This is a genomic window from Sphaerotilus sp., from assembly GCF_034519685.1.
In the GTDB taxonomy this organism is placed as follows: Bacteria; Pseudomonadota; Gammaproteobacteria; order Burkholderiales; family Burkholderiaceae_C; genus Sphaerotilus.
The window spans coordinates 712,418-735,858 of the sequence record NZ_JAXHOF010000006.1 but is presented as its reverse complement, the minus strand read 5'-3'; the positions used below and the strand labels follow the sequence as shown (position 1 = coordinate 735,858).

The 23,441-nt window shown below is 69.9% G+C and carries 18 protein-coding genes; 13 read left to right on the top strand and 5 right to left on the bottom strand.

Annotated elements, in window-relative coordinates; translation table 11 throughout:
* Window positions 1-35 precede the first annotated feature (35 nt).
* Entirely contained in the window at window positions 36-1,043 is a 1,008-nt protein-coding gene (locus U5O44_RS14525; protein WP_322589166.1) for an NAD(P)-dependent oxidoreductase, read from the top strand.
* On the opposite strand, the gene U5O44_RS14520 is transcribed toward U5O44_RS14525, so the two are convergent.
* Window positions 994-3,867 (bottom strand): valine--tRNA ligase, encoded by a 2,874-nt coding sequence (locus U5O44_RS14520; protein ID WP_322589165.1) that lies wholly within the window; start codon window positions 3,865-3,867, stop codon window positions 994-996. The genes U5O44_RS14525 and U5O44_RS14520 overlap by 50 nt on opposite strands.
* 118 nt (window positions 3,868-3,985) lie before the next feature.
* Between U5O44_RS14520 and U5O44_RS14515 the strand changes: the two genes are divergently transcribed.
* From U5O44_RS14515 to U5O44_RS14465, 11 genes are all read left to right on the top strand, one after another.
* Entirely contained in the window at window positions 3,986-4,837 is an 852-nt protein-coding gene (locus U5O44_RS14515) for a 3-hydroxybutyryl-CoA dehydrogenase (RefSeq protein ID WP_322589164.1), read from the top strand.
* A gap of 12 nt (window positions 4,838-4,849) precedes the next feature.
* The gene (locus U5O44_RS14510; RefSeq protein WP_322589163.1) at window positions 4,850-5,695 is read left to right on the top strand and encodes a diacylglycerol/lipid kinase family protein; all 846 of its coding nucleotides are present in this window, start codon (window positions 4,850-4,852) and stop codon (window positions 5,693-5,695) included.
* Between the two features lie 201 nt (window positions 5,696-5,896).
* The gene (locus U5O44_RS14505; protein WP_322589162.1) at window positions 5,897-8,476 is read left to right on the top strand and encodes a glycoside hydrolase family 9 protein; all 2,580 of its coding nucleotides are present in this window, start codon (window positions 5,897-5,899) and stop codon (window positions 8,474-8,476) included.
* Between the two features lie 78 nt (window positions 8,477-8,554).
* Complete coding sequence (locus U5O44_RS14500) at window positions 8,555-9,970, top strand: AAA family ATPase (RefSeq protein WP_322589161.1); 1,416 nt, start codon at window positions 8,555-8,557, stop codon at window positions 9,968-9,970.
* Window position 9,971: 1 nt separating this feature from the next.
* Entirely contained in the window at window positions 9,972-11,477 is a 1,506-nt protein-coding gene (locus tag U5O44_RS14495) for a VWA domain-containing protein (protein WP_322589160.1), read from the top strand.
* A gap of 20 nt (window positions 11,478-11,497) precedes the next feature.
* Window positions 11,498-12,406: an MBL fold metallo-hydrolase gene (locus tag U5O44_RS14490; RefSeq protein WP_322589159.1), complete on the top strand. Its 909-nt coding sequence runs from the start codon at window positions 11,498-11,500 to the stop codon at window positions 12,404-12,406.
* Between the two features lie 85 nt (window positions 12,407-12,491).
* Window positions 12,492-13,253, top strand: coding sequence for an SHOCT domain-containing protein (locus tag U5O44_RS14485; protein WP_322589158.1), 762 nt, complete (start codon window positions 12,492-12,494; stop codon window positions 13,251-13,253).
* A gap of 82 nt (window positions 13,254-13,335) precedes the next feature.
* Window positions 13,336-14,823 (top strand): AMP nucleosidase, encoded by a 1,488-nt coding sequence (locus tag U5O44_RS14480; RefSeq protein ID WP_322589157.1) that lies wholly within the window; start codon window positions 13,336-13,338, stop codon window positions 14,821-14,823.
* The gene (locus U5O44_RS14475) at window positions 14,824-16,014 is read left to right on the top strand and encodes a GGDEF domain-containing protein (RefSeq protein WP_322589156.1); all 1,191 of its coding nucleotides are present in this window, start codon (window positions 14,824-14,826) and stop codon (window positions 16,012-16,014) included. It abuts the gene before it with no gap.
* A gap of 64 nt (window positions 16,015-16,078) precedes the next feature.
* Window positions 16,079-17,122, top strand: coding sequence for an NAD(P)H-dependent flavin oxidoreductase (locus U5O44_RS14470; RefSeq protein WP_322589155.1), 1,044 nt, complete (start codon window positions 16,079-16,081; stop codon window positions 17,120-17,122).
* 67 nt (window positions 17,123-17,189) lie between these two features.
* A complete protein-coding gene (locus U5O44_RS14465; protein WP_322589154.1) occupies window positions 17,190-17,492 on the top strand; it encodes an antibiotic biosynthesis monooxygenase family protein in 303 nt (100 codons plus the stop codon).
* A 4-nt stretch (window positions 17,493-17,496) separates the two neighbouring features.
* Here U5O44_RS14465 and U5O44_RS14460 read toward each other — a convergent pair whose 3' ends face one another.
* The 3 genes from U5O44_RS14460 to U5O44_RS14450 all read right to left on the bottom strand — a co-directional run bounded on the left by U5O44_RS14460 (window position 17,497) and on the right by U5O44_RS14450 (window position 21,669).
* Complete coding sequence (locus U5O44_RS14460; protein WP_322589153.1) at window positions 17,497-18,072, bottom strand: rhodanese-like domain-containing protein; 576 nt, start codon at window positions 18,070-18,072, stop codon at window positions 17,497-17,499.
* 180 nt (window positions 18,073-18,252) lie between these two features.
* Window positions 18,253-19,920: a hypothetical protein gene (locus U5O44_RS14455; RefSeq protein ID WP_322589152.1), complete on the bottom strand. Its 1,668-nt coding sequence runs from the start codon at window positions 19,918-19,920 to the stop codon at window positions 18,253-18,255.
* Window positions 19,921-20,022: 102 nt separating this feature from the next.
* Window positions 20,023-21,669, bottom strand: coding sequence for a hypothetical protein (locus U5O44_RS14450; RefSeq protein WP_322589151.1), 1,647 nt, complete (start codon window positions 21,667-21,669; stop codon window positions 20,023-20,025).
* Window positions 21,670-21,800: 131 nt separating this feature from the next.
* Between U5O44_RS14450 and U5O44_RS14445 the strand changes: the two genes are divergently transcribed.
* Window positions 21,801-23,051: a glycosyltransferase gene (locus tag U5O44_RS14445; protein WP_322589150.1), complete on the top strand. Its 1,251-nt coding sequence runs from the start codon at window positions 21,801-21,803 to the stop codon at window positions 23,049-23,051.
* Here the strand turns inward: U5O44_RS14445 and U5O44_RS14440 are convergent.
* The gene (locus U5O44_RS14440; RefSeq protein ID WP_322589149.1) at window positions 22,978-23,334 is read right to left on the bottom strand and encodes a DUF2917 domain-containing protein; all 357 of its coding nucleotides are present in this window, start codon (window positions 23,332-23,334) and stop codon (window positions 22,978-22,980) included. The genes U5O44_RS14445 and U5O44_RS14440 overlap by 74 nt on opposite strands.
* Window positions 23,335-23,441 lie beyond the last annotated feature (107 nt).

The following is a 23,441-nucleotide window of genomic DNA, read 5'->3' as shown; positions in this document are numbered from 1 at the left end:
CGCCAGTTCATCTCTCACGAATTGCCCCTCACACCATGGACCTGCTGGTTGCCGAACCCCTGGAAAGCGACGTGCTGCAATGGCTGCAGGCCCGCCACGAGGTCCACTACGCCCCCCGGCTGGTCGAGGACCGCAAACGCTTCGGCGACGCCCTGGCGCAGGCCCGCGCGGTGATGCTGCCGGCGCAGGTGCCGGTCAACACCCGGGTGCTGGCGCGGGCGCCGATGCTGCGGGCCATCGGCCGGATCGTCGGCGGACCGGAACAGCTGGATCTGGAGGCCTGTGCCCGGGCCGGCGTCGAGGTGCTGCGCAGCCCAGAGGCCGTGGCGCCGGCCGAGGCCGAGTTCATGCTCGGCGCCCTGCTGACCCTGCTGCGCCCGAACCCGCTGGCACCCCACCGCATCGTCGGCCGGGAGCTGGCGCACTGCACCGTCGGCCTGGTCGGCATGGGGCCGGGCGCACGCCGGCTGGCCACGCTGCTGCAGTCCCTGGGCACGCAGGTGCGCGGCTACGACCCGGCCCTGCACGCCTCCGGCGCCCAGTGGCCACGCTGGGGGGTGCAGCCGGTCGGGCTGCGCGAGCTGTTCGAGCAGTCGGATGCCGTCTGCCTGCACCTGCCGATCTACAGCCGCTACATCGGCCTGCTGGGCGACCGCGTCCTGCCATGGTGCAAACCGGGGCAGGTGCTGGTGAGCGTGTCACCGATCGAGCTGTTCGACGAAAGGGTGCTGGCCGATCTGCTCAACAGCGGGCGCATGGCCGCGGCCTGGCTGGACTGCATCGCCCCCGGGACGCTGGAGCCCGGACAACCGCTGCATGGCGCCACCGGCCTCCAGACCACCCCCCGCCTCGGCTCCTACACCCGCGAGGCGCGCCTGCGCAGCGCCTGGGGCGTGGCGCGGCAGGTGCATGACGTGCTGCGCAGCACGCCGGCCACCGTGCGGGAAGGTGCCCGGCATGGGGCCACCCACCCGCCCCTGCTGCGCGAGCGGATCAGCCCAGCCGCGCCCGCTGCGACTGCAGCTTCGCCAGCGTCTCGCTGAACGCCGCGATCCGCGCCCGCTCCTGCTCGACCACCGTGGCCGGGGCGCGCGCCACGAAGCTCTCGTTGGCCAGCTTGGCCGTCGCCTTGGCGATCTCGCCGGTCAGGCGCGTGATCTCCTTGTCCAGCCGCACCTGCTCGGCCGCCACATCGATCTCGACCTTCAGCGCCAGCCGTGCGGCGCCCTGCACCGCCACCGGCGCCATCTCGGTCGCGGCGGCGAAGGCGGCTTCGTCGGTGAACACCTGCACCTCCGCCAGCTTGGCCAGCGCCCGGATGACCGGCGCGGCCTGGCCGAGGAAGTCCGCATCACCGAAGGTCACCAGCGGCACGCGCTCGGCCGGCGACAGCCCCATCTCGCTGCGCAGCGCGCGCACGACCCCGACGACGGCCTTGAGCCGCGCCACCCAGGCGTCGGCCGCCGGGTCGATCTTGCCGAGCTGCGCGACCGGGTAGGCGGCCGTGGCCACCGTGTCGGTCGACTCCGCCGACTTGCGCCCGGCCACCACCGCCACGCCGTTCCACAGCTCCGCCGTGATGAACGGCGCCACCGGGTGCAGCAGCCGCAGCGTCGTCTCCAGCACGCGGATCAGCGTGCGGCGCGTGGCGCGGGCGCTGGCCTCGTCGCCAGCGTCCTTGGCGACCTGGAGCTGGACCTTGGCGATTTCCAGGTACCAGTCGCAGTATTCGTCCCAGACGAACTGGTAGATCGCGTTGGCGACGTTGTCTAGGCGGTAGTCGGCGAAGCCCTGCGCCACGGCGGCCTCGACACGCTGCAGCTCGCTGGTGATCCAGAAGTCGGCCGGGCTGAAGCGCAGGTAGCCGTGCGCCGGGCCGCCGAGGGCGCATTCGGCCTTGGTGTGCTCCTTCAGGCCGCAGTCCTGGCCTTCGGTGTTCATCAGCACGAAGCGGGTGGCGTTCCACAGCTTGTTGCAGAAGTTGCGATACCCCTCGCAGCGCTTGGAGTCGAAATTGACGCTTCGGCCCAACGTCGCCATCGCCGCGAAGGTGAAGCGCAGCGCGTCGGCGCCATAGGCGGGGATGCCGTCCGGGAATTCCTTCTCGGTGGCCTTGCGGACCTTGGGCGCGGTTTCCGGCTTGCGCAGGCCTTGGGTGCGCTTGTCGAGCAGCGGCGCCAGTTCGATGCCGTCGATCAGGTCGACCGGGTCGAGCACGTTGCCCTCGGACTTGGACATCTTCTTGCCCTGCGCGTCGAGCACGAGGCCGTGGATGTAGACGTGCTTGAACGGCACCTTGCCGGTGAAGTGCTTGGTCATCATGATCATCCGGGCGACCCAGAAGAAGATGATGTCGTAGCCGGTCACCAGCACCGAGGACGGCAGGAAGAGATCCTGCTCGATCGTCTGCTCGGGCCAGCCCAGCGTACTGAAGGGCACCAGCGCCGACGAATACCAGGTGTCGAGCACGTCCCCGTCGCGCTTGAGTTCGCCGGTGTAGCCCGCCGCCGTTGCCTTGGCGCGGGCTTCGTCCTCGCTGCGGGCGACGAAGAGCTGGCCGCTTTCGCCGTACCAGGCCGGGATCTGGTGGCCCCACCAGAGCTGGCGCGAGATGCACCAGTCCTGGATGTTCTTCATCCACTGGTTGTAGGTGTTGACCCAGTTCTCCGGCACGAACTTCACGTCGCCGGACTCGACCGCCTCGATCGCCTCGTCGGCGATGGACTTGCCGTTCGCACCCACCTTGGTCATCGCGACGAACCACTGGTCGGTCAGCATCGGCTCGATCACCTGGCCCGTGCGGGCGCAGCGCGGCACCATCAGCTTGTGCTTCTTCACCTCGACCAGCAGCCCCTCGGCCTCGAAGCGGGCCACGAGCAGCTTTCGGGCGGCAAAGCGGTCCACGCCGACGTACTCGGCCGGGATGTCGGTGGCTTCATGGGCGCTGACCTTGGCCTCCAGGTCGAAGATGGTCAGCATCGGCAGCTGGTGGCGCAGGCCGACCTGGTAGTCGTTCTGGTCGTGCGCGGGCGTGACCTTGACGACGCCGGTGCCGAAGGTCTTGTCCACGTAGTCATCGGCGATCACCGGCACGAGGCGGCCCGTGACCGGCAGGCGCACCTGTTTCCCGATCAGGTGGGTGTAGCGCTCGTCTTCCGGGTGGACCATCACGGCGGTGTCGCCGAGCATGGTTTCCGGCCGCGTCGTCGCCACCACCAGCGACTCGTCCGAGTCGTCGATGGGGTAGCGGATGTGCCACAGCGAGCCTTCTTCCTCCTCGCTCTCGACCTCCAGATCCGACACCGCCGACTTCAGCACCGGATCCCAGCTCACCAGCCGCTTGCCGCGGTAGATCAGGCCCTCGTCGAACAGGCGCACGAAGGTCTCGGTCACGACCTTGGACAGCTTGTCGTCCATCGTGAAGTACTCATGCCCCCACGACACCGAGTCGCCCATGCGGCGCATCTGCTGCGTGATGGTGGCGCCGGACTGCTCTTTCCACTCCCAGACCTTGGCGACGAAGTTCTTGCGGCCCAGGTCATGGCGGCTGACGCCCTGGCCCTGGAGCTGGCGCTCGACGACGATCTGTGTCGCGATGCCCGCGTGGTCGGTGCCGGGCACCCAGAGCGTGTTGTCGCCCGACATGCGGTGGTAGCGCGTCAGCGAGTCCATGATGGTCTGGTTGAACGCATGGCCCATGTGCAGCGTGCCGGTCACGTTCGGCGGCGGCAGCTGGACGCAGAAACTGGGCTTGGCCGGGTCCAGCGTCGGGGCGTAGACACCGCTGGCCTCCCACTGCGGCGCCCACCGGGCTTCGATCGGGGCGGGCTCAAAGGACTTGGAGAGGGCGTTCAGGGCGTCGGTCATGGGTGTTGTGGTGGTCGCGCGGACAAGGGCGCCATTCTATGAACTGTGGCTGGCCGTGGCGGTCCCGCCCCAAGGCAAAATCCGGCCGGCACCACAACCCCGAAAACGGAGCACTCACATGAGCACCATCCACACCGTCGGCATCATCGGCGCCGGCACCATGGGCAACGGCATCGCGCAGGTCTGCGCACAGTCTGGCATCGATGTCGTGATGGTCGACATCAGCGACGCCGCGGTCAGCAAGGGCCTGGCCACCATCGCCGGCAGCTTCGACCGCCTCATCAAGAAGGACAAGCTCACGCCAGAGCAGAAGGCCACCGCCCTCGCCCGCATCACCACCTCGACCGACTACGCCGCGCTGAACGCCGCCCAGTTCGTCATCGAGGCCGCGACAGAAAACGAGGCGCTGAAGATCAAGATCCTCGGCCAGCTCGACGCGCAGCTCCCGCCCGAGGTCATCGTCGCCACCAACACGAGTTCCATCTCGATCACCCAGCTCGCCGCGACGACGCAGCGCGCCGACCGCTTCATCGGCATGCATTTCTTCAACCCGGTGCCGATGATGGCGCTGGTGGAGATCATCCGCGGCCTGCAGACCTCGGACGCCACCCACGCCGCCGTCAAGGACCTGGCCGAGCGCCTGGGCAAGTCGCCGATCACGGTGAAGAACGCGCCCGGCTTCGTCGTCAACCGCATCCTGGTGCCGATGATCAACGAGGCCTTCTTCGTGCTGTCGGAAGGGCTGGCGACGCCGGAAGACATCGACGCCGGCATGAAGCTCGGCTGCAACCAGCCGATCGGCCCGCTGGCGCTGGCCGACATGATCGGGCTGGACGTGTGCCTGGCGGTGATGGAGGTCTACCTGACGCAGTTCGGCGACTCGAAGTACCGGCCCTGCCCGCTGCTGAAGGAATATGTGGCGGCCGGCTACCTGGGCCGCAAGAGCGGGCGCGGTGTCTACCGCTACTGACCGGATCCGGCGGTGAACCCCTCCACCGCCGTCGCCCTGCTGAACCCGGAAGCCGACAGCGGCCGCGCGGCAGAGCTGCGGCGGCCGGTCGCGGCCTGGCTGTCGCGCAACGCGCCAGGTGTGTCCTTGCTGATCCCGGACACCATCGCCGAGGCCCGGGCGATGCTCACCATCCTCGCCCCGCGCACCCGGGTGGTGCTGATCGGGGGGGACGGCACTGTGCATGCCATGCTGCCGGCGCTGCTCAAGGGCGGGCTGAAGGTCGGGCTGGTGCCGGCAGGTCGGCACAACCTGCTGGCGCACACGCTCGGTCTGGACGAGCTGCGCTGGGAGCAGGCGCTGGTGTTTGCGCTGCGCTCGCCGACGGGACCGGTGGACGTCGGGCTGCTGGAGACCGACGACACGGCGCTGCATTTCATCTCGCAGGTGCGCATCGACCGGCCGAGCCGGATGATGCCGTGGTCGGTGTCGGTGGACCGGCAAGGGCTGGCGACGGGAACCGCCCGGCGTCTGCTGCTGTGCAACGCGCTGCCCGGCTGGAGCACGCCCGAGGCCTTGCCGGTCGAGCTGAACGACGGGCGCTTCGACGCCGTGGTGGTCGGTGGTGCGGGGCGGTGGTCACGCTGGATGCGGCCGCTGGAGCGGTTCGGCCTGCGGTCGGCCGCGACCGCGGTGCCCCATTGCCAGGGAACGTCGATGTGCGTCGAGAGCGACTGGCCGCTGGACCTGCGCGTCGACGGTGAACCGATGGCGGCGAGCCATCGGATGCAGGTCGAACTGCTGCCGCGGGCACTCGACCTGGCGGGCTCGCATGTGGCGATCCTCGACCCGCACCGGTTTGTCGACACGACCTGGTGATGTTGTTGACCATGGTCAATCTGGCAGCCAGGCCGCATGCCTGAATCTGCATTTTTGATGTCCATTTGAAAAAAATCATGCGCCCTCCACAGGCTTGCACGGAGACTGCAGGGGTGCCAAGTGCGGGCGACCAGACGCCGCACGCACGGGGGAAGCGCCACCATGTCCATATCCCGGTCCATATCCCGACCCATCCGGTTGTTGTCTGCTGTCGTGCTGGCGGCCCTGGGCGCCTCGGCCGCACAGGCGGCCCCCACCACCACCGTGCCCTACATCAAGGTCGACCAGTTCGGCTACCTGACGGGCATGAACAAAGTGGCCATCGTGGTGGACCCACAAGTCGGCTACAACGCCGCCGAGGCGTTCAGCCCCGGTGTGGCGGCCAACCAGTACCAGGTGCGCCGCTGGGCCGATGACGTCGTGGTGCTCTCCGGCACGCTGCTGCCCTGGAAGGCCGGGGCCACGCACGCACAGTCCGGCGACCGCGGCTGGCATTTCGACTTCTCAGCGCTGACCACGGCTGGCGCGTACTACGTCTACGACACCGTCAACAAGGTCGGCTCGGGCCGCTTCGAGATCGGCCCGAACGTCTACGACGCGGTGCTGAAGCAGGCCATGCGGACGTATTACTACCAGCGTCTGAACACCCCGAAAGTCCTGCCCTACGCCGAGGCGAAGTGGACCGACACCGCCGCCTTTGAAGGCCTGAGCCAGGACCGCCACGCCACCAGCCGCTTCGCCAAGGGCAACGCCGCCACCGTGCGCGACCTCTCGGGCGGCTGGATGGACGCCGGAGACACCAACAAGTACACCACCTTCGCCCAGTCGGCGGTGCTGCAGCTGCTCGACGCCTACCGCATGAACCCGCGAGTCTTCGGCGACAACTTCGGCATCCCGGAGTCCGGCAACGGCGTGCCGGACGTGCTAGACGAGGTGAAGTGGGAGCTGGAGTTCCTCAAGCGCATGCAGAACGCCACCGGCACCGGCGGCCTGTTCCTGAAGGTCGGCGTGGACGGCACCGCCAGAGAGACCACCCCGCTGAGCGCCGACACCAGCCCGCGCTACTACCTGCCCGAATGCACCTCGTCCACGCTGGCCGGTAGCGCGATGTTCGCTGCCGCCAGCGTGACCTACAAGGGCCTGGCCTCGCAGGCTGCCTACGCCGCCGACCTGCTCACCCGCGCCGAAGCCGCCTGGGTCCGCGCCAAGGCGACCACCTTCGGCTTCACCACCTACCAGACCCAGTGCGACGACCTGGACATCCGCGCCGGCGACGCCGATGTCGATGCCGGCGGACAGCTCGACAGCGCCCTGCTCGCCGCCATCGCCCTGTACGAAGCCACCGGCAAGGCCGAATACCGGACCTTCGTCGAAGCCAACTACACCCGTGGCCAGCCTTACCGCAGCTCGGCTTGGTGGTGGAGCCCCTACTCCTCGACCAACCAGGTGGCCCTGCTGCGCTACGCCGGACTGGCAGGCGTGAGCGCCACCGTGGCCACCGACATCCGCAGCAAGAAGAGTTCCCAGGACATCACCCTGTCACTCGATGATTTCAACGCGGGCACCGACCTCTACCGCGCCCACATCAGCGACAACGAATTCAACTGGGGCCACAACCTGATCCGCGCCAACGCGGCCAGCAACAACCTCGACTTCGTCACCGTCAACCTCAACACGGCCAAGGCCGCGCAATACCGCAACGTCGCCGAACAGCACCTGCACTGGCTGCACGGCGCCAACCCGCTGGGGCTGGTGATGCTGTCGAACATGGGGGCCTACGGCGCGGAGTCGTCGATCAACGAGATCTACCACAGCTGGTTCAGCGACGGCTCGGTCTGGGACAACGCCAGGACATCGGCCAAGGGGCCGGCGCCCGGCTACCTGGTCGGCGGCCCTAACCCGAACTACTCCGGCAGCGTCGCCGGCATCTCCAACCAGCCCCGGCAGAAAGCCTACAAGGACTGGAACACCAGCTGGCCGGAGAACTCCTGGGAGATTTCGGAGCCGGCCATCTATTCCCAGGCCGCCTATGTGCACCTGCTGGCCCGCCTGATGGTGCCGACCACGCCGGACACGGTGCCACCGACGGCGCCCGGCAAACTGGCCGTCGTCAGCGCCCTGGGCACCAGCGCCGTGCTGAAATGGAACGCCTCGACCGACAACGTGGGCGTGACCGGCTACGACCTGCACCGCGGCACCACACTGCTCGCCGCCAATCTGCGGGGCACCACCACGACACTGACCAACCTGAACTGCGCCACCCTCTACGCCCTGACACTGCGGGCCCGGGACGCAGCCGGCAATGCCTCGGCAGCCAGCAATACCCTGACCTTCACCACGGCCGCCTGCCCGACGGCCAACACGCTGGTGTACGGTGATGCACTAGGTGCGGGCTGGAGCGACTGGTCCTGGGCGACGGTGCGGGACTATGCCAACACCACGCCGGTCAGGATCGGCGCCCGCTCGCTGAAAGCGGGCTACGCCAGCTGGGGCGGCCTGTCGCTGCGCCACGCCACGGGCATTCCGGTGTCCGCGACCTCCACCGTGCGCTTCTGGGCCTACAGCCCGGTGACCACCCCGCTGCAGATCTATGCCCAGACCAGCGACGACAGCACGGACGTCACCCCCCGCTTCGTCACCCTGCCCGCCCGTGTCTGGACCGAGGTCGTGGTCACCCGAAGCCAGCTGGGCAACCCGAACCTCCTCAAGCGCCTGACGATCCAGCTTTACAGTGCGGCGGCGACCACCGTGTACCTGGACGAGATCCGCATCACGCGATAGCGCGAAGTGCCGCTGCGGAGTGCGCAGATCGAGGCCGCCAGGACTGGCTAAAACCCCCCTGGCCGCCGAAAATCGGCCATGGTCGACAACCCCACCACCACCCTGCCCTCGCCCGACCGTCTGCGCGGTCTGCTCGCCACCCTGGAATCCGGTCTGCTGGAGCGCGCCACCGAGGTCCGTCTGGCCCTGCTGACAGCGCTGGCCGGCGAGCACATCCTGCTGATCGGCCCGCCCGGCACCGCCAAGAGCGAACTCGCCCGGCGCCTGCACCGTCTCTTCGAGGGCGCACCGTATTTCGAGCGCCTGCTGACCCGCTTTTCCACTCCCGAAGAGCTGTTCGGCCCGCTCTCGCTCAAGGCGCTGGAGGACGACCGCTACGAGCGCCTGACCGCCGGCTTCCTGCCCACCGCGGGCATCGCCTTCCTCGACGAGGTGTTCAAGGCGAACTCCGCCATCCTGAACGCGCTGCTGACACTGCTCAACGAGCGCGAGTTCGACAACGGCGTCGGCCGCACGCGCACACCGCTCATCAGCGTGATCGCCGCCAGCAACGAAGTGCCGGCCGACGAGGCGCTGCAGGCCTTCCATGACCGCTTCCTGGTGCGCCTGCCGATCGCCCCGGTGAGCGATGCCAGCTTCGAGGCCCTGCTGCGCCTGACCACGGCAGACGACTCCGCCGCCCCCGCCGACACCCTTTCCGCTGGCGAGCGCGCCGACATCGCCCGCGCCAGCGCCCAGGTGCGGCTGAGTGTCGAGGCGGTCGAGGCGCTGCGGGCCTTGCGCCAGTGGCTCGGCACGCAGCAGGTCACGCTGTCAGACCGGCGCTGGCGCCAATGTGTGGGTCTGATGCGCACGGCCGTGGCCACCGAGGGCCGCACCCAGATCGATGCGCTCGACCTGTGGCTGGCGCCGTACGTGGCCAGCCCGACGCCGGAGCTGGTGCCCAGGCTGACCCAGTGGTTCGACACCGACATCGCCCGTGCCGTGCCGCAGGACGCCCCGTGGCTGACCCGCGCCGTCGAGGCCTTCGAGCACCAGTGGGAAATCGAGCGCAGCGCCGAGGCCGAGCAAGACGATGGCACTGCGGGCAAGCTGGCGCTGGCCCGGGCCATCAGCGGCAGCCAGGACGACGGCGGCATGACCCGGCTGATGACCGAGTCGCTCGAAGCGCACACGCGCCGCCGCTACAGCCCGGTCCACATCGCCGCCCGGCTGGCCCAGGTCGACGAGATCACCGGCCCGGCGTCGGCCAACTGGACCCAGGTCCACCAGGACGCCACCGCCCTGGCCGACCGGCTGCGCGAGCGGGTGTGGGTGCCGCCCCCCGTGGTGGAGCGTCTGCTGGGTGCGCACACCCACACGCTGGCCACGCTGGACGGCCTGCTGGCGCGGCTGGAAGCCGTGCGTGCCGGCTTCGCCGCGCTGCCGGTCGATGCCGACGCCGAGGCGGCCGGCACCACGCCGGCCCGCGCGCCGGAACCGGTGGCGCTCTAGCGTGCCGCCGCCACTGCCGTCGGCAGACCCGCCGTTCCACCACCTCGCCGCGCTGCCGCGCACGCTGTGGCTGCCGGCGCTCGTCGCCAGCGTCGGCCATGCCGAGGCCCGGCTGCTCGACACACGCCGCTGGGAACAGGCACTGCTGGCGGGTGACCTGCCGCCCGCCGAGGCCGATTTTGGCGACGCACAGGCGGCCGAGCCACTGCGGGCGGTGGTCGGCGAACTCGGCCTGCCGGGCCTGAGCCGCAGCGCGCCCGCCTTGGCCGAACAGGTGCTGCGCACCGTGCTGTGGCACCTGGACCGCATCGCCGACCACCAGCCCCGGCTCGGCCGCACCGCCGCCATCGCGCAGGTGGTGGACGATTTCCGCGGCGCCTGGCAGATGGAGACACAGGGCTGGGAAGAGCACTTCGTGCTGCTGCAGGGCCTGGGCGACCTGAGCGCGCTGCGCTGGGACGACCTGCGCGGCCATCTGCACTCGCGCCCTTGGGCCGAAGCCCGCCGCGCTGCTGCCTGGCTGGAGAAGCTGCCGCAGCTCGCCGAGCTGATCCGCCAGCTCGGCCGCGCCGAGCGCCACGACGCCAGCCCGCCCGCGCCCGCCATCGCGCCGCAACCCGACCGCCGCCCGGTGCACGGCCTGCGCGCCGTCGAGACGCGCTTGCCGGACATGCCCGGCGAGCTGACCGGCATCCACCTGTCCGGCCGCATCGAGCGCATGCTGGCCAGCGAGGCGGTGATGCTGCGCCACCCCGTGCTGAAGCGGCTGTGGCAGGCGCGCCATGCCGAGGCGCGGCTGCTGAGCTGGGAGTCCCAGGCCGTGCTGACCGACTGGCGCCACGACCCCGCCGCCCCACCCCGCACCAGCGCCACGCCGCCGCAGCCCGAGCCACGCGCCCGCGGGCCGTTCATCCTGTGTCTGGACACCTCCGGCTCGATGCGCGGCGCGCCGGAAAACATCGCCAAGGCCGTCGTCATCGCCGCCCTGCGCGCCGCGCACGCGGAGCGGCGCGGCTGCGTGCTGATCGCCTTCGGCGGGCTCGACGAGGTGATCGAGCGCGAGCTGGACCTGCGCCCCGCCGGCCTGCAGGCGCTGATGGACCTGATGGGCCAGAGCTTCGACGGCGGCACCGATGTGCAGACGCCGATCGAGCACGCCATCGAGCGCGTCCACCAGGCCCGCTGGCAGCAGGCCGACCTGCTCATCGTCAGCGACGGCGAGTTCGGCTGCATGCCGGCAACGCTGGCGCGGCTGGACGATGCGCGCGCGCGCTTCGGGCTGCGGGTGCAGGGCGTGCTGGTCGGTGACCGGGAGACGATGGGGTTGCTCGATGTCTGCGACCACCTGCACTGGGTGCGCGACTGGCGCCGCTACGCCGAGACCGCCCAGGGCAGCGAGGGCCGCGGCTACTCGCCGGTGCACAGCAAGAGCCTGACCGCGCTGTATTTCCCCAATGCCCTGTCCCCGCGCGCGGCGAAGCACCGCGAAACGCGCAACATACCCTGACAGGTATATAGAATGGCGGCATGAACACCGCCGCCCCCGCCACCGCTGCCGCCCCATCCCGCCTGCAGGTCGAATCGTTCTTCGACGAGGCCTCGTCCACCTTCAGCCACCTGGTGCTCGACCGTGCCACCGGCCAGTGCGCGCTGGTGGACAGCGTGCTCGACTACGACCCCAAGTCCGGCCGCACCCGCACGACCGGCGCCGAGCGGCTGGTCGCCCGTGTGCGCGAACTCGGCGCGCAGGTGCAGTGGCTGCTGGAGACGCATGTCCACGCCGACCACCTCTCCGCCGCTCCGTGGCTGAAGGCGCAGCTCGGCGGTCAGATCGCCATCGGCGCGCAGATCACCACGGTGCAGAAGACCTTCGGCACGCTGTTCAACGCCGAGCCCGGCTTCGCCCGCGACGGCAGCCAGTTCGACCACCTGTTCCGCGACGGTGACACCTTCGCCATCGGCGGCCTGCGCGCCACGGCCATGCACACCCCCGGCCACACGCCGGCCTGCATGACCTACCTGGTGGAAGACGGCGACACCCGCGCGGCCTTCGTCGGCGACACGCTGTTCATGCCCGACTACGGCACCGCACGCTGCGACTTCCCGGGCGGTGACGCGGCGACGCTGTTCCGCTCGGTGCGACGGGTGCTGGCGCTGCCAGACGACACGCAGCTCTACATGTGCCACGACTACCGCCCCGGCGGTCGCCCGCTGGCGCATGTCAGCACGGTCGCCGAGCAGCGCACCGCCAATGTGCACGTCCACGACGGCATTGCCGAAGCGGACTTCGTCGCCATGCGCCAGGCGCGCGACGCGACGCTGGACATGCCGGTGCTGATCCTGCCGTCGGTGCAGGTCAACATGCGCGCCGGGCACTTGCCGCCGCCCGAGGACAACGGCGTGTCCTACCTCAAGATCCCGCTGAACGCGCTCTGATCGGCCGGGAAAACGCCGCTGTCACAGTGGGTGGCACGGTGTCTGCTAGGCTCAACGGCAGTTCATCTCCCTGTCAGGGCACCCCATGCAGCACCTCACCGACGCCGGCCAGCAGGCCGTCCAGCACATCGCCGCCCGCCACGGCTTCAGCCCCGATGCCGTCACCCACATGCTGTGGAGCGTCTGGAACGGCAACGGCAGCATGGCGCAGTTCAGCCACTGGGAATTCGGCGGCTCCGGCCAGTGGATGCGCGGCGGCATGACCATGATCGGCGACATGTTCAACAACCAGCTCAAGGGCCGCGTGGACAGCCTGTGCAGCGAGCTGAGCCAGCTGCTCGCCAGCCGCAGCGACCTCGTGCCGCCCGCGCCGGCTGCCGTCACCTGGTGGCCCGCCTGGATGGGCAGCCCCAACGCCACCGGCGCGCAGAACAACACCCGCTACGCCTACTTCGCCAACAGCCGCCGCCTCGCGGTGGACACGGGCGGCGACGTGTGGGTCTACGACACGCTTGACCACCAGATCGGTGGCTTCTCGCAGCAGCAGGGCGCGGGCGGCGGCATGACCTTCTCCAGCCAGTACGGCACGGTGAACCTGGGCAGCCTGCCGGTGGTGCTGCGCAACGGGCAGGAGGTGCAGGCCGCGCCAGTCGCCGCACCCGCGCCCGCCCCAGCCTACAGCGCGCCAGCATTCAGCACACCGTCCGCCCAGGCCTCGGCGCCCCCGGCAGGCGACGCCGGCGCGATCTTCGCGGCCATCGAGCGCCTGGGCGAGCTGCAGGCCAAGGGCTTGCTCACCGAGCAGGAATTCAGCGCCAAGAAAGCCGAATTGCTCGCGCGACTCTGACCCCATCAGAAATGGTCTGGCGCTTCCACGGCAGACCATCGACAAAACTGGAAGAGTCACGCGGCCGCGTGGACAATGGGCCATGCCACGCACCGTCATCAACACCCAAAGCTTCACCGACGCCGACGCCGCGCTCGCGCACGCCAAGGCCATCTACGACTCGGGCATCGCCCACCTGCGGCAATCGCTGAAGGACTTCGTCGGCGGACAGGAAGGCATGGCCCATGTGCGGGCCTGCTACCCGTTCGTGCGGGTCCGGGTCGACACCGTGGAGCGGGCCGATTCCCGGCTGTCCTACGGCTTCGTGGCCGGCCCCGGCGTCTACGAGACGACGCTGACGCGCCCGGACCTGTTCCGCCACTACCTGCGCGAGCAGTTCAAGCTGCTGCTGAAGAACCACGGCGTCGCGCTGGAGGTCGGCCTCTCCAGCCAGCCGATCCCCGTGCACTTCAGCTTCGCCGAACACGACCACATCGAGGGGTCGATGCCGCCCGAGCGCCGCTCGCGGCTGCGCGACCTGTTCGACCTGCCGGACCTGGCCGCCATGGACGACGGCATCGCCAACGGCAGCCTGGAGCCGCTCCCCGGCACGGACGGCATCACCCGCCACCCGCTCGCGCTGTTCACCGCCCCGCGCGTGGACTACTCGCTGCACCGCCTGCGCCACTACACCGGCACCGCCCCGGAGCACTTCCAGAACTACGTGCTCTTCACCAACTACCAGTTCTACATCGACGAGTTCGTGCGCCTGGGCCATGAGCTGATGGCGGACGATGCGGGCGAATACACCGCGTTCGTCGAACCCGGCAATGTGCTGACCCGCCGCGCCGGCCTGCCGGCCGAGCCGGGCGACGAGCTGGGCGCGCCGCCGCCGCGCCTGCCGCAGATGCCGGCCTACCACCTCAAACGCCACGGCCACAGCGGCATCACGATGGTCAACATCGGCGTCGGCCCCAGCAACGCCAAGACCATCACCGACCACATCGCCGTGCTGCGCCCGCACGCCTGGCTGATGCTCGGCCACTGCGCCGGCCTGCGCAACACGCAGCAGCTCGGCGACTACGTGCTCGCCCACGGCTATGTGCGCGAGGACCATGTGCTCGATGAGGAACTGCCGCTGTGGGTGCCGATCCCGCCGCTGGCGGAGATCCAGGTCGCGCTGGAGCAGGCAGTGGCCGAGGTGACGCAGCTCTCCGGCTACGAGCTGAAGAAGATCATGCGCACCGGCACGGTCGCCTCCACCGACAACCGCAACTGGGAGCTGCTGCCGCACCCGGGTCCGGAACGCCGCTTCAGCCAGAGCCGCGCCGTGGCATTGGACATGGAAAGCGCCACCATCGCCGCGAATGGTTTTCGCTTCCGGGTTCCATACGGTACCCTCCTGTGTGTTTCCGACAAGCCGCTCCACGGCGAAATCAAGCTCCCCGGCATGGCCAACCATTTCTACCGCGAACGGGTCGACCAGCACCTGCGCATCGGCATCCGTGCCATCGAGATCCTGCGCCACCAGGGGCTGGACCACCTGCACAGCCGCAAGCTGCGCAGCTTTGCCGAAGTCGCGTTCCAGTAAATGGAGCTGGATGTCCGCACCCTGATGGTCGTGTTCACGGTGAACGTCTTCGCCGTGTCCCTGGCGCTGCCCGCCATCATGGGCTGGCGCGTGGGCCCGGCCGCGCGGCAAGCCGTGCTGTCGACGCTGCTGCAGGCGGGCGGATGGTTCTTTCTCGTGCTGTCGACCTTCTGGCGCCAGCAATGGCAGGACCAGGTGTGCTCGGTGCTGGCGATGGCGGGCATGTCCGCCAGCCTCGTGCTGCTGTGGCGCTCGATCGGGCTGTGGACCGGACGCCCGCAGCTGGCCTGGCCGATGTGGGCCCTGACGGTGCTGATGACCCTCGGCTATGGCATCGGGTTCGAGCACTATCCATGGCGTGTCGGCCTGGCCAACGGCGTGCTGGGGACACAGATGCTGGCGATCGTGTTCGCTGTCAGCCGGCACAGCCCCGCGACGGGCTGGCGCTGGCGTGCGCTGATCGGGCTGTGCATGGGCGCCACCGCGGTCGTGACCTTCTGGCGCGGCATCCTCGGCGCCTTCTTCACCGAGGCCTATCCCTTCCTGACCGCTCCGCACCCGGTCAACAAGGTGGCCGCGCTGGTGAGCAACCTCTCGCTGGTGCTGACGACGGTGGCCATCCTGATGGCCTACCGCGAGGAGGCCGAGCGTGAGCTGCAGGCCCAGGCCATGACCGACGGCCTGACCGGCCTGCTCAACCGGAGGGCCTGGACCGAACGCGCCGAAGCCCTGCTCGCGGACGCCCAGCGCTACGGCTACCCGCTGGTGGCGGTGATGCTCGACATCGACCATTTCAAGCGCATCAACGACGAACGTGGCCATGCCCGTGGCGACCAGGCCTTGCAGCTGCTGTCCCGGCTGCTGCGGGAAGAACTGCGCACCGGCGATCTGGCCGGACGCTACGGCGGCGAGGAGTTCTGCGTGCTGCTCACCCACACCCGCGAGGGGCAGGCGCTCTCGCTCGACCAGCGGCTGCGCCACTGCCTGCGGCTGCAATCGGCCCAGGAGCTGGAGTTCCCGCTCGAATACAGCGCTGGCGTGGCCGCGCTGGGCACACGCGACACGACGCTCGACAGCCTGCTGCGCCGCGCCGACGAGGCGCTCTACGAGGCCAAGCGCGCCGGACGCGGGCAGGTCGTGCTGGCGCCACGGGTCGCCGCCAGTCCCGCGCCGGAAACCCTGCCCGCCTGACCCGGACCGCACGGGTGGGCCGGGGTATTCTGCTCGCCCCGACCACCCATCTCCTCGCTCTGCCATGCCACTGCGCACCCTCCTCGGCCTTGACCTCCCCATCCTCCAGGCCCCCATGGCCGGCGTGCAAGGCAGCGCGCTGGCCATCGCCGTGTCGAACGCGGGCGGGCTCGGTGCGCTGCCGTGCGCGATGCTCGGACCGGACGCGATGCGGCAGGAACTCGCGGCGATCCGGGCGCAGACCGACCGGCCGTTCAACGTCAACTTCTTCTGCCACACCCCGCCCGCGCCGGACGCGGCCCGCGAAGCCGCCTGGCGCGCGACGCTGGCGCCGGCCTATGCCGAGTTCGGCATTGACCCGGCCGCGATCCACGCCGGTCCGGGGCGGCGGCCGTTCGATGCGCAAAGCGCCGAGATCCTCGCCGAGTTCAAACCACCGGTGGTGAGCTTCCATTTCGGTCTGCCATCGGCCGAACTGCTGGCGCGGGTGCGCGGCTGGGGCGCCAAGGTGCTGTCGTCGGCGACCACGGTCGAGGAAGCGCGCTGGCTGGAGGCCCACGGCGTGGACGCCGTCATCGCGCAGGGGCTGGAGGCGGGCGGCCACCGCGGCCACTTCCTGTCGGACGACCTGACCCGGCAGATGGGCACCTTCGCGCTGCTGCCGCAGGTCGTCGCGGCGGTGAAGATCCCCGTCATCGCGGCGGGCGGCATCGCGGACGCGGCAGGCGTGGCCGCCGCGATGGCGCTGGGCGCGGCGGGCGTGCAGGTCGGCACCGCCTACCTGCTCTGCCCGGAGGCCACGACCAGCGCCGTCCACCGCGCCGCGCTGCAGAGCGAGGCGGCCCACCACACCGCGCTGACCAACCTGTTCACCGGCCGGCCGGCGCGTGGCATCGTCAACCGGTTCATCACCGAATTCGGGCCACTGCACGAGGCCGTCCCGCAGTTTCCACTGGCGACCGCAGCCTCGGCGCCGTTGCGCACGGCCGCCGAGACGCGGGGCAGCAGCGCGTTCTCGCCGCTATGGGCGGGTCAGAACACCCGCGGTTGCTGCGCCTTGCCTGCCGCAGAACTCACGCGGTCGCTGGCCGCCGGGCTGCACGGCTGACAGGCGGACCATCGACGACACCACCATGCTGCCACGCTGCCACACAGCCACCTCACCGGAACCCGCCATGCACGTCATCATCTTCCGCAACCGCCTGAAACCCGACGCTGTCGCCGACTACACCGATTGGGCGACGCGCATGAGCGCGCTGGCGCAGACCATGCCCGGCTACGTCTCGCACAAGGGCTTCACCGCCGCCGATGGCGAGCGCGTCACCATCGTCGAGTTCGAGAGCGAAGCGGCGCTGCGCGGCTGGGCGACCCACCCGGAACACGTCGCGGCCAAGCAGAAAGGCCGCGCCGAGTTCTACAGCGAGTATTCGCTGCAGGTCTGCACCGAACAGCGCGCCACCCGCTTCAAGGCCGACTAAGCAGTCAGAAGTCACCTTTGACCAACGGGAAGCCGAGCGCCTCCCAGTCCAGCATGCCGCCACGGTAGTAATAGATTCGGTCGGCCGGGAAACCGTCGCGGGTCATCGCCAGGATGGCCGTCGGGCTCTGCGGGCAGACAGGGCCGTTGCAGAAGGCGTAGACCTTCTTCGCGGTCGTGCAGTCCCAGCCCTTGCCGACCTTCTTGCAGCCGAGTTCGTCCATGCGGCCGGCGACTTCGGTGTAGGGAATCGACACCGTGTTCGGGATCGTGCCTTTCACGCGGTCCTCGGACTCGCGCATGTCGACCACGATCGCGTCCTTGTCGTTCAGCGCGCCCAGGATCTCGATCTCGCCCACCGGATGCACCCCGGCCACCGGCACCAGCGGCTGCAGCCAGCCCTTGTTCTTCGCGCACGGCGTCATCGTGCGGGTGATCGTCATCGGGCCCGTGGGCGTCTGGATCACGAAGGACTTGTCCTCGCCGAGGATGCGCAGCAGCTCGGGCTCGGCCGCGCGGGCAGGCGCCAGAGCCACCAGGGCCGCACACAGGGCAAGGGTCAGGCGGGCGGGTGTATTCATCGGTGTCTCCGGTAGGGGTCTGCGGGGGAACGTACAGGCGTACAGGCGTACAGGCGTATGGGCGTATGGGCGTACGAGTCCAATTATCAGCAATCACTGATATTTAAGGCGCCTGCAGTTTGATGCAGATCAAACCGCCAGATCCGGTCGCGGAGGCCGCCCCCCCCCGCCTCCCTGCCTCTAGAAATACTCCGGCTGGACGTAGCCCCGCGTCAGAAGCTCCTCCTGCACCGTGACCGAGGACGACGCCGGAGCGTCCAGCGCCTGTGGCGTGCCCGCGCCCTCGCCGGCGGTCAGCGTGCCGTCGCCATCGGCGTCGAAAAGCGTGGTGGTGGACACGCAGGCATTGGTCGGCGCGTAGGTCAGGCGGCTGGCCGTGGCGACGAAGGTCGAGGCCAGGCCGGCCAGCGTCGCGGTCTGCGACTGGAACAACGGCGCGGGGATGTGCTGCGCCCCCGGCCCGGCCCAGTTGCAGACCATGCCGAGCAGGCTGCCGTCGGTGGTGGCCAGCGCGTCGGTGAAGGCGAAGTGGCCCTGCACCGTGCGGGTGTCGGCGGCGCTGTCGTAGGTGCTGCGGACGGCGAGCGCACGGGCGTGGCGGTCGCCGGTGCCGGCCTGCCAGGCGTAGAGGAACTGGCCCGCGCCGGTGGTGCGGTCGTAGCGGCCGCCGAAGCGGTCGAAGTTGCCGCGCCAGCCGGTGGCGGAACCGGCGGCCACCGCAAGACCCGGCGCACCAGCCGGGAGCTGCACGGCGGGGTCCAGCTCGCCGCTGGCGGTGAAGGACGCCACCTGCGCGGCGTGGTCGGCATCGGCCGGATCGGCGGGCGCGCCGCAATACTGGCCGGAGCGGGCACCGAAGTCGATCTGGTCGGCACGGCGGCTGTAGCGGACCGTGGTGAGGCGGGCGCGCTGGTAGCGGCCGCTGGTCATGCGGTCGCTGCAGCCGGCGCTGGCGTCGGTGGTCAGGTCGAAACCGGCCACGCGCAGCACGCCGCTGTAGGCGGCGGCCGTCGCGCCGGGGCGGTGCTGCAGGACGATCTCGCCGCTGCGGGCCGATGCGCCCGTGCCCTGGTGCAGGGCGAGGCGGTAGGTGTAGGTCTTGCCGAAGGGGTCGAGCGCCACGGTCGCCGCGTCCACGTGCAGGCCGGTCAGCGCCGGCAGTGCGGCCAGCACGGTGCCAAACGGCGCAGTCAGGTCGGTGCGGAAACCGGCCGCCGGCATCGCCAGCAGCCCGCCGGAGCCGGCGATGGTGGCGCGCATCGCCGCCATGAGCAGCAGGCTCTGGCGGGTCGTGTGGGTCATGCCGGCGGTGCGTTCATTGAGCTGGGCCACCACGCAGGGCTGGCCGCTGGCGGCGTCGGTGGCGTGCCAAAGCCCGAGATCGCCCCCGGGGAGCAGACCGGATTCGGTGCCGCTGCCATCCTCATGGTTGGCGTAGAGCAGCTGCGGGCCGTAGCAGCCGGCATTGCCAGCGGGCCGGAACAGGTTGCCGAAGCGCAGCAAACCGCCCAGCGACACGCTGGCGTCGCCGGCCAGCACCGCCTCGATGCGGCTGGCCATGTCCGTCAGCTCGGCCCGGCCGGCGCCCGCACCGGGCAGGGCGGCGAGCGCACGCACGGTGGTCGCGGCGGCCGCTGCCGTGCTGGTCAGCTCGGTGGGCGAGGCCACGGCCAGCCCGGTCGGAAAGCTCTCGCTGGCACTGGCGCTCGTCGGTGCACTCGGGGTGTCGATCACCAGGGCCGGAACCAGCTCGCCACTGCTGCTGCCACCGCCGCCGCAGGCGCTCAGCAGCAGGGGAAATGCCAGCACCAGCACCGGGCGCACAAAGGAAGGCAAGGACGAGGACATGCATGGGCTCCACAAGACAGAGCTGCACATCTGAGCAGCCCGCGTCGCCACTGTCGTCCTTCATCCCAGGGGCTAAAGTGTGAAAACAGACGCCATCTGCGGTCAATTGCCCGAATGGCGTGCCGCGCGCGCATCGCGCCACCAGGCGCCGGCCTTCTCCCGCAAGGTCAGCCGCTCGTCGGAGAGCACGTCCAGGAAATCCGACAGCCGCTTGGACTTGACGATGGTGTAGCCCGTCACCACCAGCGAGGCCACCAGCGTGCCGACGAAGATCAGCCCGCGCTGCCACAGCGGCGCCTCGGCCTCGGCGAGCAGGTTCATGCCCAGAAAGCCGGTGGAGAGCGTGCCGATCAGCCCGGCGATGGTCACCACCGTGAGCCGCACGACGGTGTTGGCCTGGCGGCGCAGGCTGTCGGTGTCGAGGTAGGTATTCATCTCGCCGACCCGCTCGCGCACCTCGGGGTAGAGCGTGTTCAGCCCCAGGTGCGCGACACAGAGGTGGTGCAGCGCCCGGGTCTGCACCTGCTCGGAGATCTCGTGGAACCAGTAGCGGTGCGTGAAGCGCAGGAAGGTCTCGAAGTTGCTCCGCACCGCCCGCTTGAAGCGCTTGACCGAGCCGGCATCGGCGATGCTCAGCGCGTCCAGCGCCACCACCAGCCGGTCCGAGAACATCAGCAGCGCGGCCTTCTGGAAGTGCGCGATCAGGAACAGCAGGAAATGCTGGTGGCGGAACTGGGCGAGCACGCCGCGTTCCCGGTCGGTGAAGAACGGCGCCCGGGCGCTTCCGACCACCACCAGTGCGTGGCCGCAGCAGAGGTAGCGCGTGTGCGGTGCGGCACCACCGCCGCACCAGAAGCGGTCGTAGCAGTAGCGCGCCTCGAAGTCCGACAGGTGCTGCTCGGTAAACGGCAGCAGCTCGTCGCCACCGCCCTGCCCGGACACCAGACCGAGCCGCACGAAATCGGCACGGCTGAGCTGCACCGGGTCGTCCACCGCGAGATAGGCCATCACCGGCATGCGGTGGTACTCGATCTGGCGGAAGCGCAGCGGGCCGACCGCGTCCTCCTGGTCGGGCACCAGCGGCTGCAGCAGCCAACGCCAGTGCGCCGCCAGCCGCGGCGCGCGGTGGCGGGCCACGAACGAGAGGAAGGCGTCGCGGTCGCCGGCATCCGATGCCGCCAGCACCTGGCCGTCGGCGCCCAGCCATTCGACCGCCGCGGCGCAGTGCAGTCCGCGGCCTTCGCCGTCCCAGCCCGGCGGATAGCCGCGGCCGAAGCGGTAGAGCAGCTCCTGCGCCACCGCCAGCGGCAGGTCGTCGGCGCAGACCTCGACGTTGAGCATCACCACGTCCACGTCGTAGAAGAAATAGAGGTCGACATGCTCCACCGCCAGCACGACCGGCGGGCTCTCCGCCTGCAGCGTCAGCCGCACCTGGCGGACATCGTCACGGCGCAGCACCTGCATCGACGACGCCCCGCCTGTGCGCCCGCGGCCACCCCGAGCCGAGCCGTCGCCGTACAGAAAGCGCTGGACATACGGCAGGAAGGTGACGAACTCGTTGTAGTGGCGCTCGTGGAAGCCGCTGGCCTCCCCGGTGTATTCATCCACCACCACGCGCCAGGGCTGCACACCACCAGCCGCCCCATCCAGCAATGTCTCCCAGGGCGGACGCCCGGCACGCTCTCCCTCGCGGGGCATCAGGTGCAGCGGCCAGAGCAGGCTCTGGCGGAAATGTCGAACCATGGTCATGGTCCCGATTGGAGCTGTCCGCTGCAGCGCTGACCATGCGGATCGCCCCGGGCACGCGAACCGATCGCGCCGGAATTCCGGTGATCGTTCCTTTCTTGCATCTGGAGCACCCCCTGATACTCGCGATCACCATGCGTCTACTCTTCGTCCACCAGAATTTTCCGGGCCAGTACGTTCACCTCGCACCTGCCCTGGTGCAAGCCGGCCATGAAGTCCGTGCGCTGATGCTGGAGCCCACGGCCCGCGATCTGCCTGGTGTGGCCGGCACACGCTACAAGGTGCTGCGCGGCAGCACGCCCAACATCCACCCTTGGGCGGGCGAGTTCGAGACCAAGATCCTGCGCGGCGAAGGGGCCGCACGTGCCGCGCTGGCGCTGCGCCAGAGCGGCTTCACACCGGACGTCATCTGCGTCCACCCGGGCTGGGGCGAGGCGCTGTTCCTGCGCGACATCTGGCCCGGTGCGCGGCAGCTGCACTTCGTCGAGTGGTACTACGGCTGGGAAGGACACGACGTCACCTTCGACCCCGAGTTCCCGCCCCGCAGCATCGACGCCCGCCTGCGCATCCGCACCAAGAACACCCACCTGCTGCATGGGCTGGCCGACATGGACGCCGGCGTCTCGCCCACCGTGTGGCAGCGCTCGACCGTGCCGGAACTCTTCCGCTCCAAGGTCGAGGCGATCCACGACGGCGTGGACACGCAGCTCATCCAGCCGAACCCGGACGCGGTGTTCGAATGCGTCCTGCCCGGCGCGTCCGCACGGCTGCGCCTGACGCGCCAGGACCAGGTCATCAGCTTCATCAACCGCAATTTCGAGCCCAGCCGCGGCTACCACGCCTTCCTGCGCGCGCTGCCGGCCATGCTGGCGCGCTGCCCGCAGGCGCAGGTGGTGCTGGTCGGCGCCGACGGCGTGTCCTATGGAGCGAAATCCGAGGACGGCCGCTCCTGGCGCGACCGCTTCCTCGACGAGATCCGCCCGCAGCTCACGCCCGAGCAGCTCGCCCGCCTGCACTTCGTCGGCCGCCTGCCACACGGTCAGCTGATCCGGCTCTACCAGGTGGCCCGGGCGCATGTGTACCTGACCTACCCCTTCGTGCTGTCATGGTCGATGCTGGAGGCGATGTCGGCCGGTGCGCTGGTGATCGGCTCGCGCACGGCGCCGGTCGAAGAGGTCATCGAGCATGGGCGCAATGGCTGGCTGGTCGACTTCTTCGACCGCGACGGCCTGGCCCGCGCCATGTGCGAAGCGCTGGAGGCTCCGCCCGGCGCCCACGACACCCTGCGCAACAACGCCCGTGAAACCATCGTCAGCCGGTATGACCTGCAGCACATCTGCCTGCCGAAGCAGATGGCACTGGTGGAGCGGCTCGCGCTGGGCTGATCCTGGACACAGCGCCCGCCGGGCGCTCCCCGGCATGCCAGACCTGCACACGCGCCGTCTCCGCGCCATCGCACTCGATCACCACCGCGCCATCGCCACACAGCAGCCAGTCCTCGCCTGCCGCGAGGAAATGGTCGCCCGGGTCATCCGACTGGGTCAGCCAGATGCGGCCGGCCACGACCTGCACCCGGGTATAGCCGTCGTGCGGCCGGGCCAGCGTCAGCACCGCGCCGGGGCGCAGGCTGAGCGGGGACGAAGGGGTGAAGTGCAAGGGGGTGTCCATGGGGTCCACGTTAGGCGGGCGCAGCCGATCCCGACAGCCACACGCGCCGGCCAACCCGGCCACAACAACCCCGGTTTCAGCGGCCCTGTGTCGGTCGCGTTGACGGA

Bases quoted from the DNA above. Each gene is read 5' to 3' on its own strand.
- U5O44_RS14465 (WP_322589154.1), top strand. From the start codon at position 17,190: ATGCACGTCATCATCTTCCGCAACCGCCTGAAACCCGACGCTGTCGCC.
- U5O44_RS14470 (WP_322589155.1), top strand. From the start codon at position 16,079: ATGCCACTGCGCACCCTCCTCGGCCTTGACCTCCCCATCCTCCAGGCC.
- U5O44_RS14480 (WP_322589157.1), top strand. From the start codon at position 13,336: ATGCCACGCACCGTCATCAACACCCAAAGCTTCACCGACGCCGACGCC.
- U5O44_RS14525 (WP_322589166.1), top strand. From the start codon at position 36: ATGGACCTGCTGGTTGCCGAACCCCTGGAAAGCGACGTGCTGCAATGG.
- U5O44_RS14485 (WP_322589158.1), top strand. From the start codon at position 12,492: ATGCAGCACCTCACCGACGCCGGCCAGCAGGCCGTCCAGCACATCGCC.
- U5O44_RS14475 (WP_322589156.1), top strand. From the start codon at position 14,824: ATGGAGCTGGATGTCCGCACCCTGATGGTCGTGTTCACGGTGAACGTC.
- U5O44_RS14460 (WP_322589153.1), bottom strand. From the start codon at position 18,072: ATGAATACACCCGCCCGCCTGACCCTTGCCCTGTGTGCGGCCCTGGTG.
- U5O44_RS14500 (WP_322589161.1), top strand. From the start codon at position 8,555: ATGGTCGACAACCCCACCACCACCCTGCCCTCGCCCGACCGTCTGCGC.
- U5O44_RS14440 (WP_322589149.1), bottom strand. From the start codon at position 23,334: ATGGACACCCCCTTGCACTTCACCCCTTCGTCCCCGCTCAGCCTGCGC.
- U5O44_RS14520 (WP_322589165.1), bottom strand. From the start codon at position 3,867: ATGACCGACGCCCTGAACGCCCTCTCCAAGTCCTTTGAGCCCGCCCCG.
- U5O44_RS14490 (WP_322589159.1), top strand. From the start codon at position 11,498: ATGAACACCGCCGCCCCCGCCACCGCTGCCGCCCCATCCCGCCTGCAG.
- U5O44_RS14515 (WP_322589164.1), top strand. From the start codon at position 3,986: ATGAGCACCATCCACACCGTCGGCATCATCGGCGCCGGCACCATGGGC.
- U5O44_RS14445 (WP_322589150.1), top strand. From the start codon at position 21,801: ATGCGTCTACTCTTCGTCCACCAGAATTTTCCGGGCCAGTACGTTCAC.
- U5O44_RS14455 (WP_322589152.1), bottom strand. From the start codon at position 19,920: ATGTCCTCGTCCTTGCCTTCCTTTGTGCGCCCGGTGCTGGTGCTGGCA.
- U5O44_RS14450 (WP_322589151.1), bottom strand. From the start codon at position 21,669: ATGACCATGGTTCGACATTTCCGCCAGAGCCTGCTCTGGCCGCTGCAC.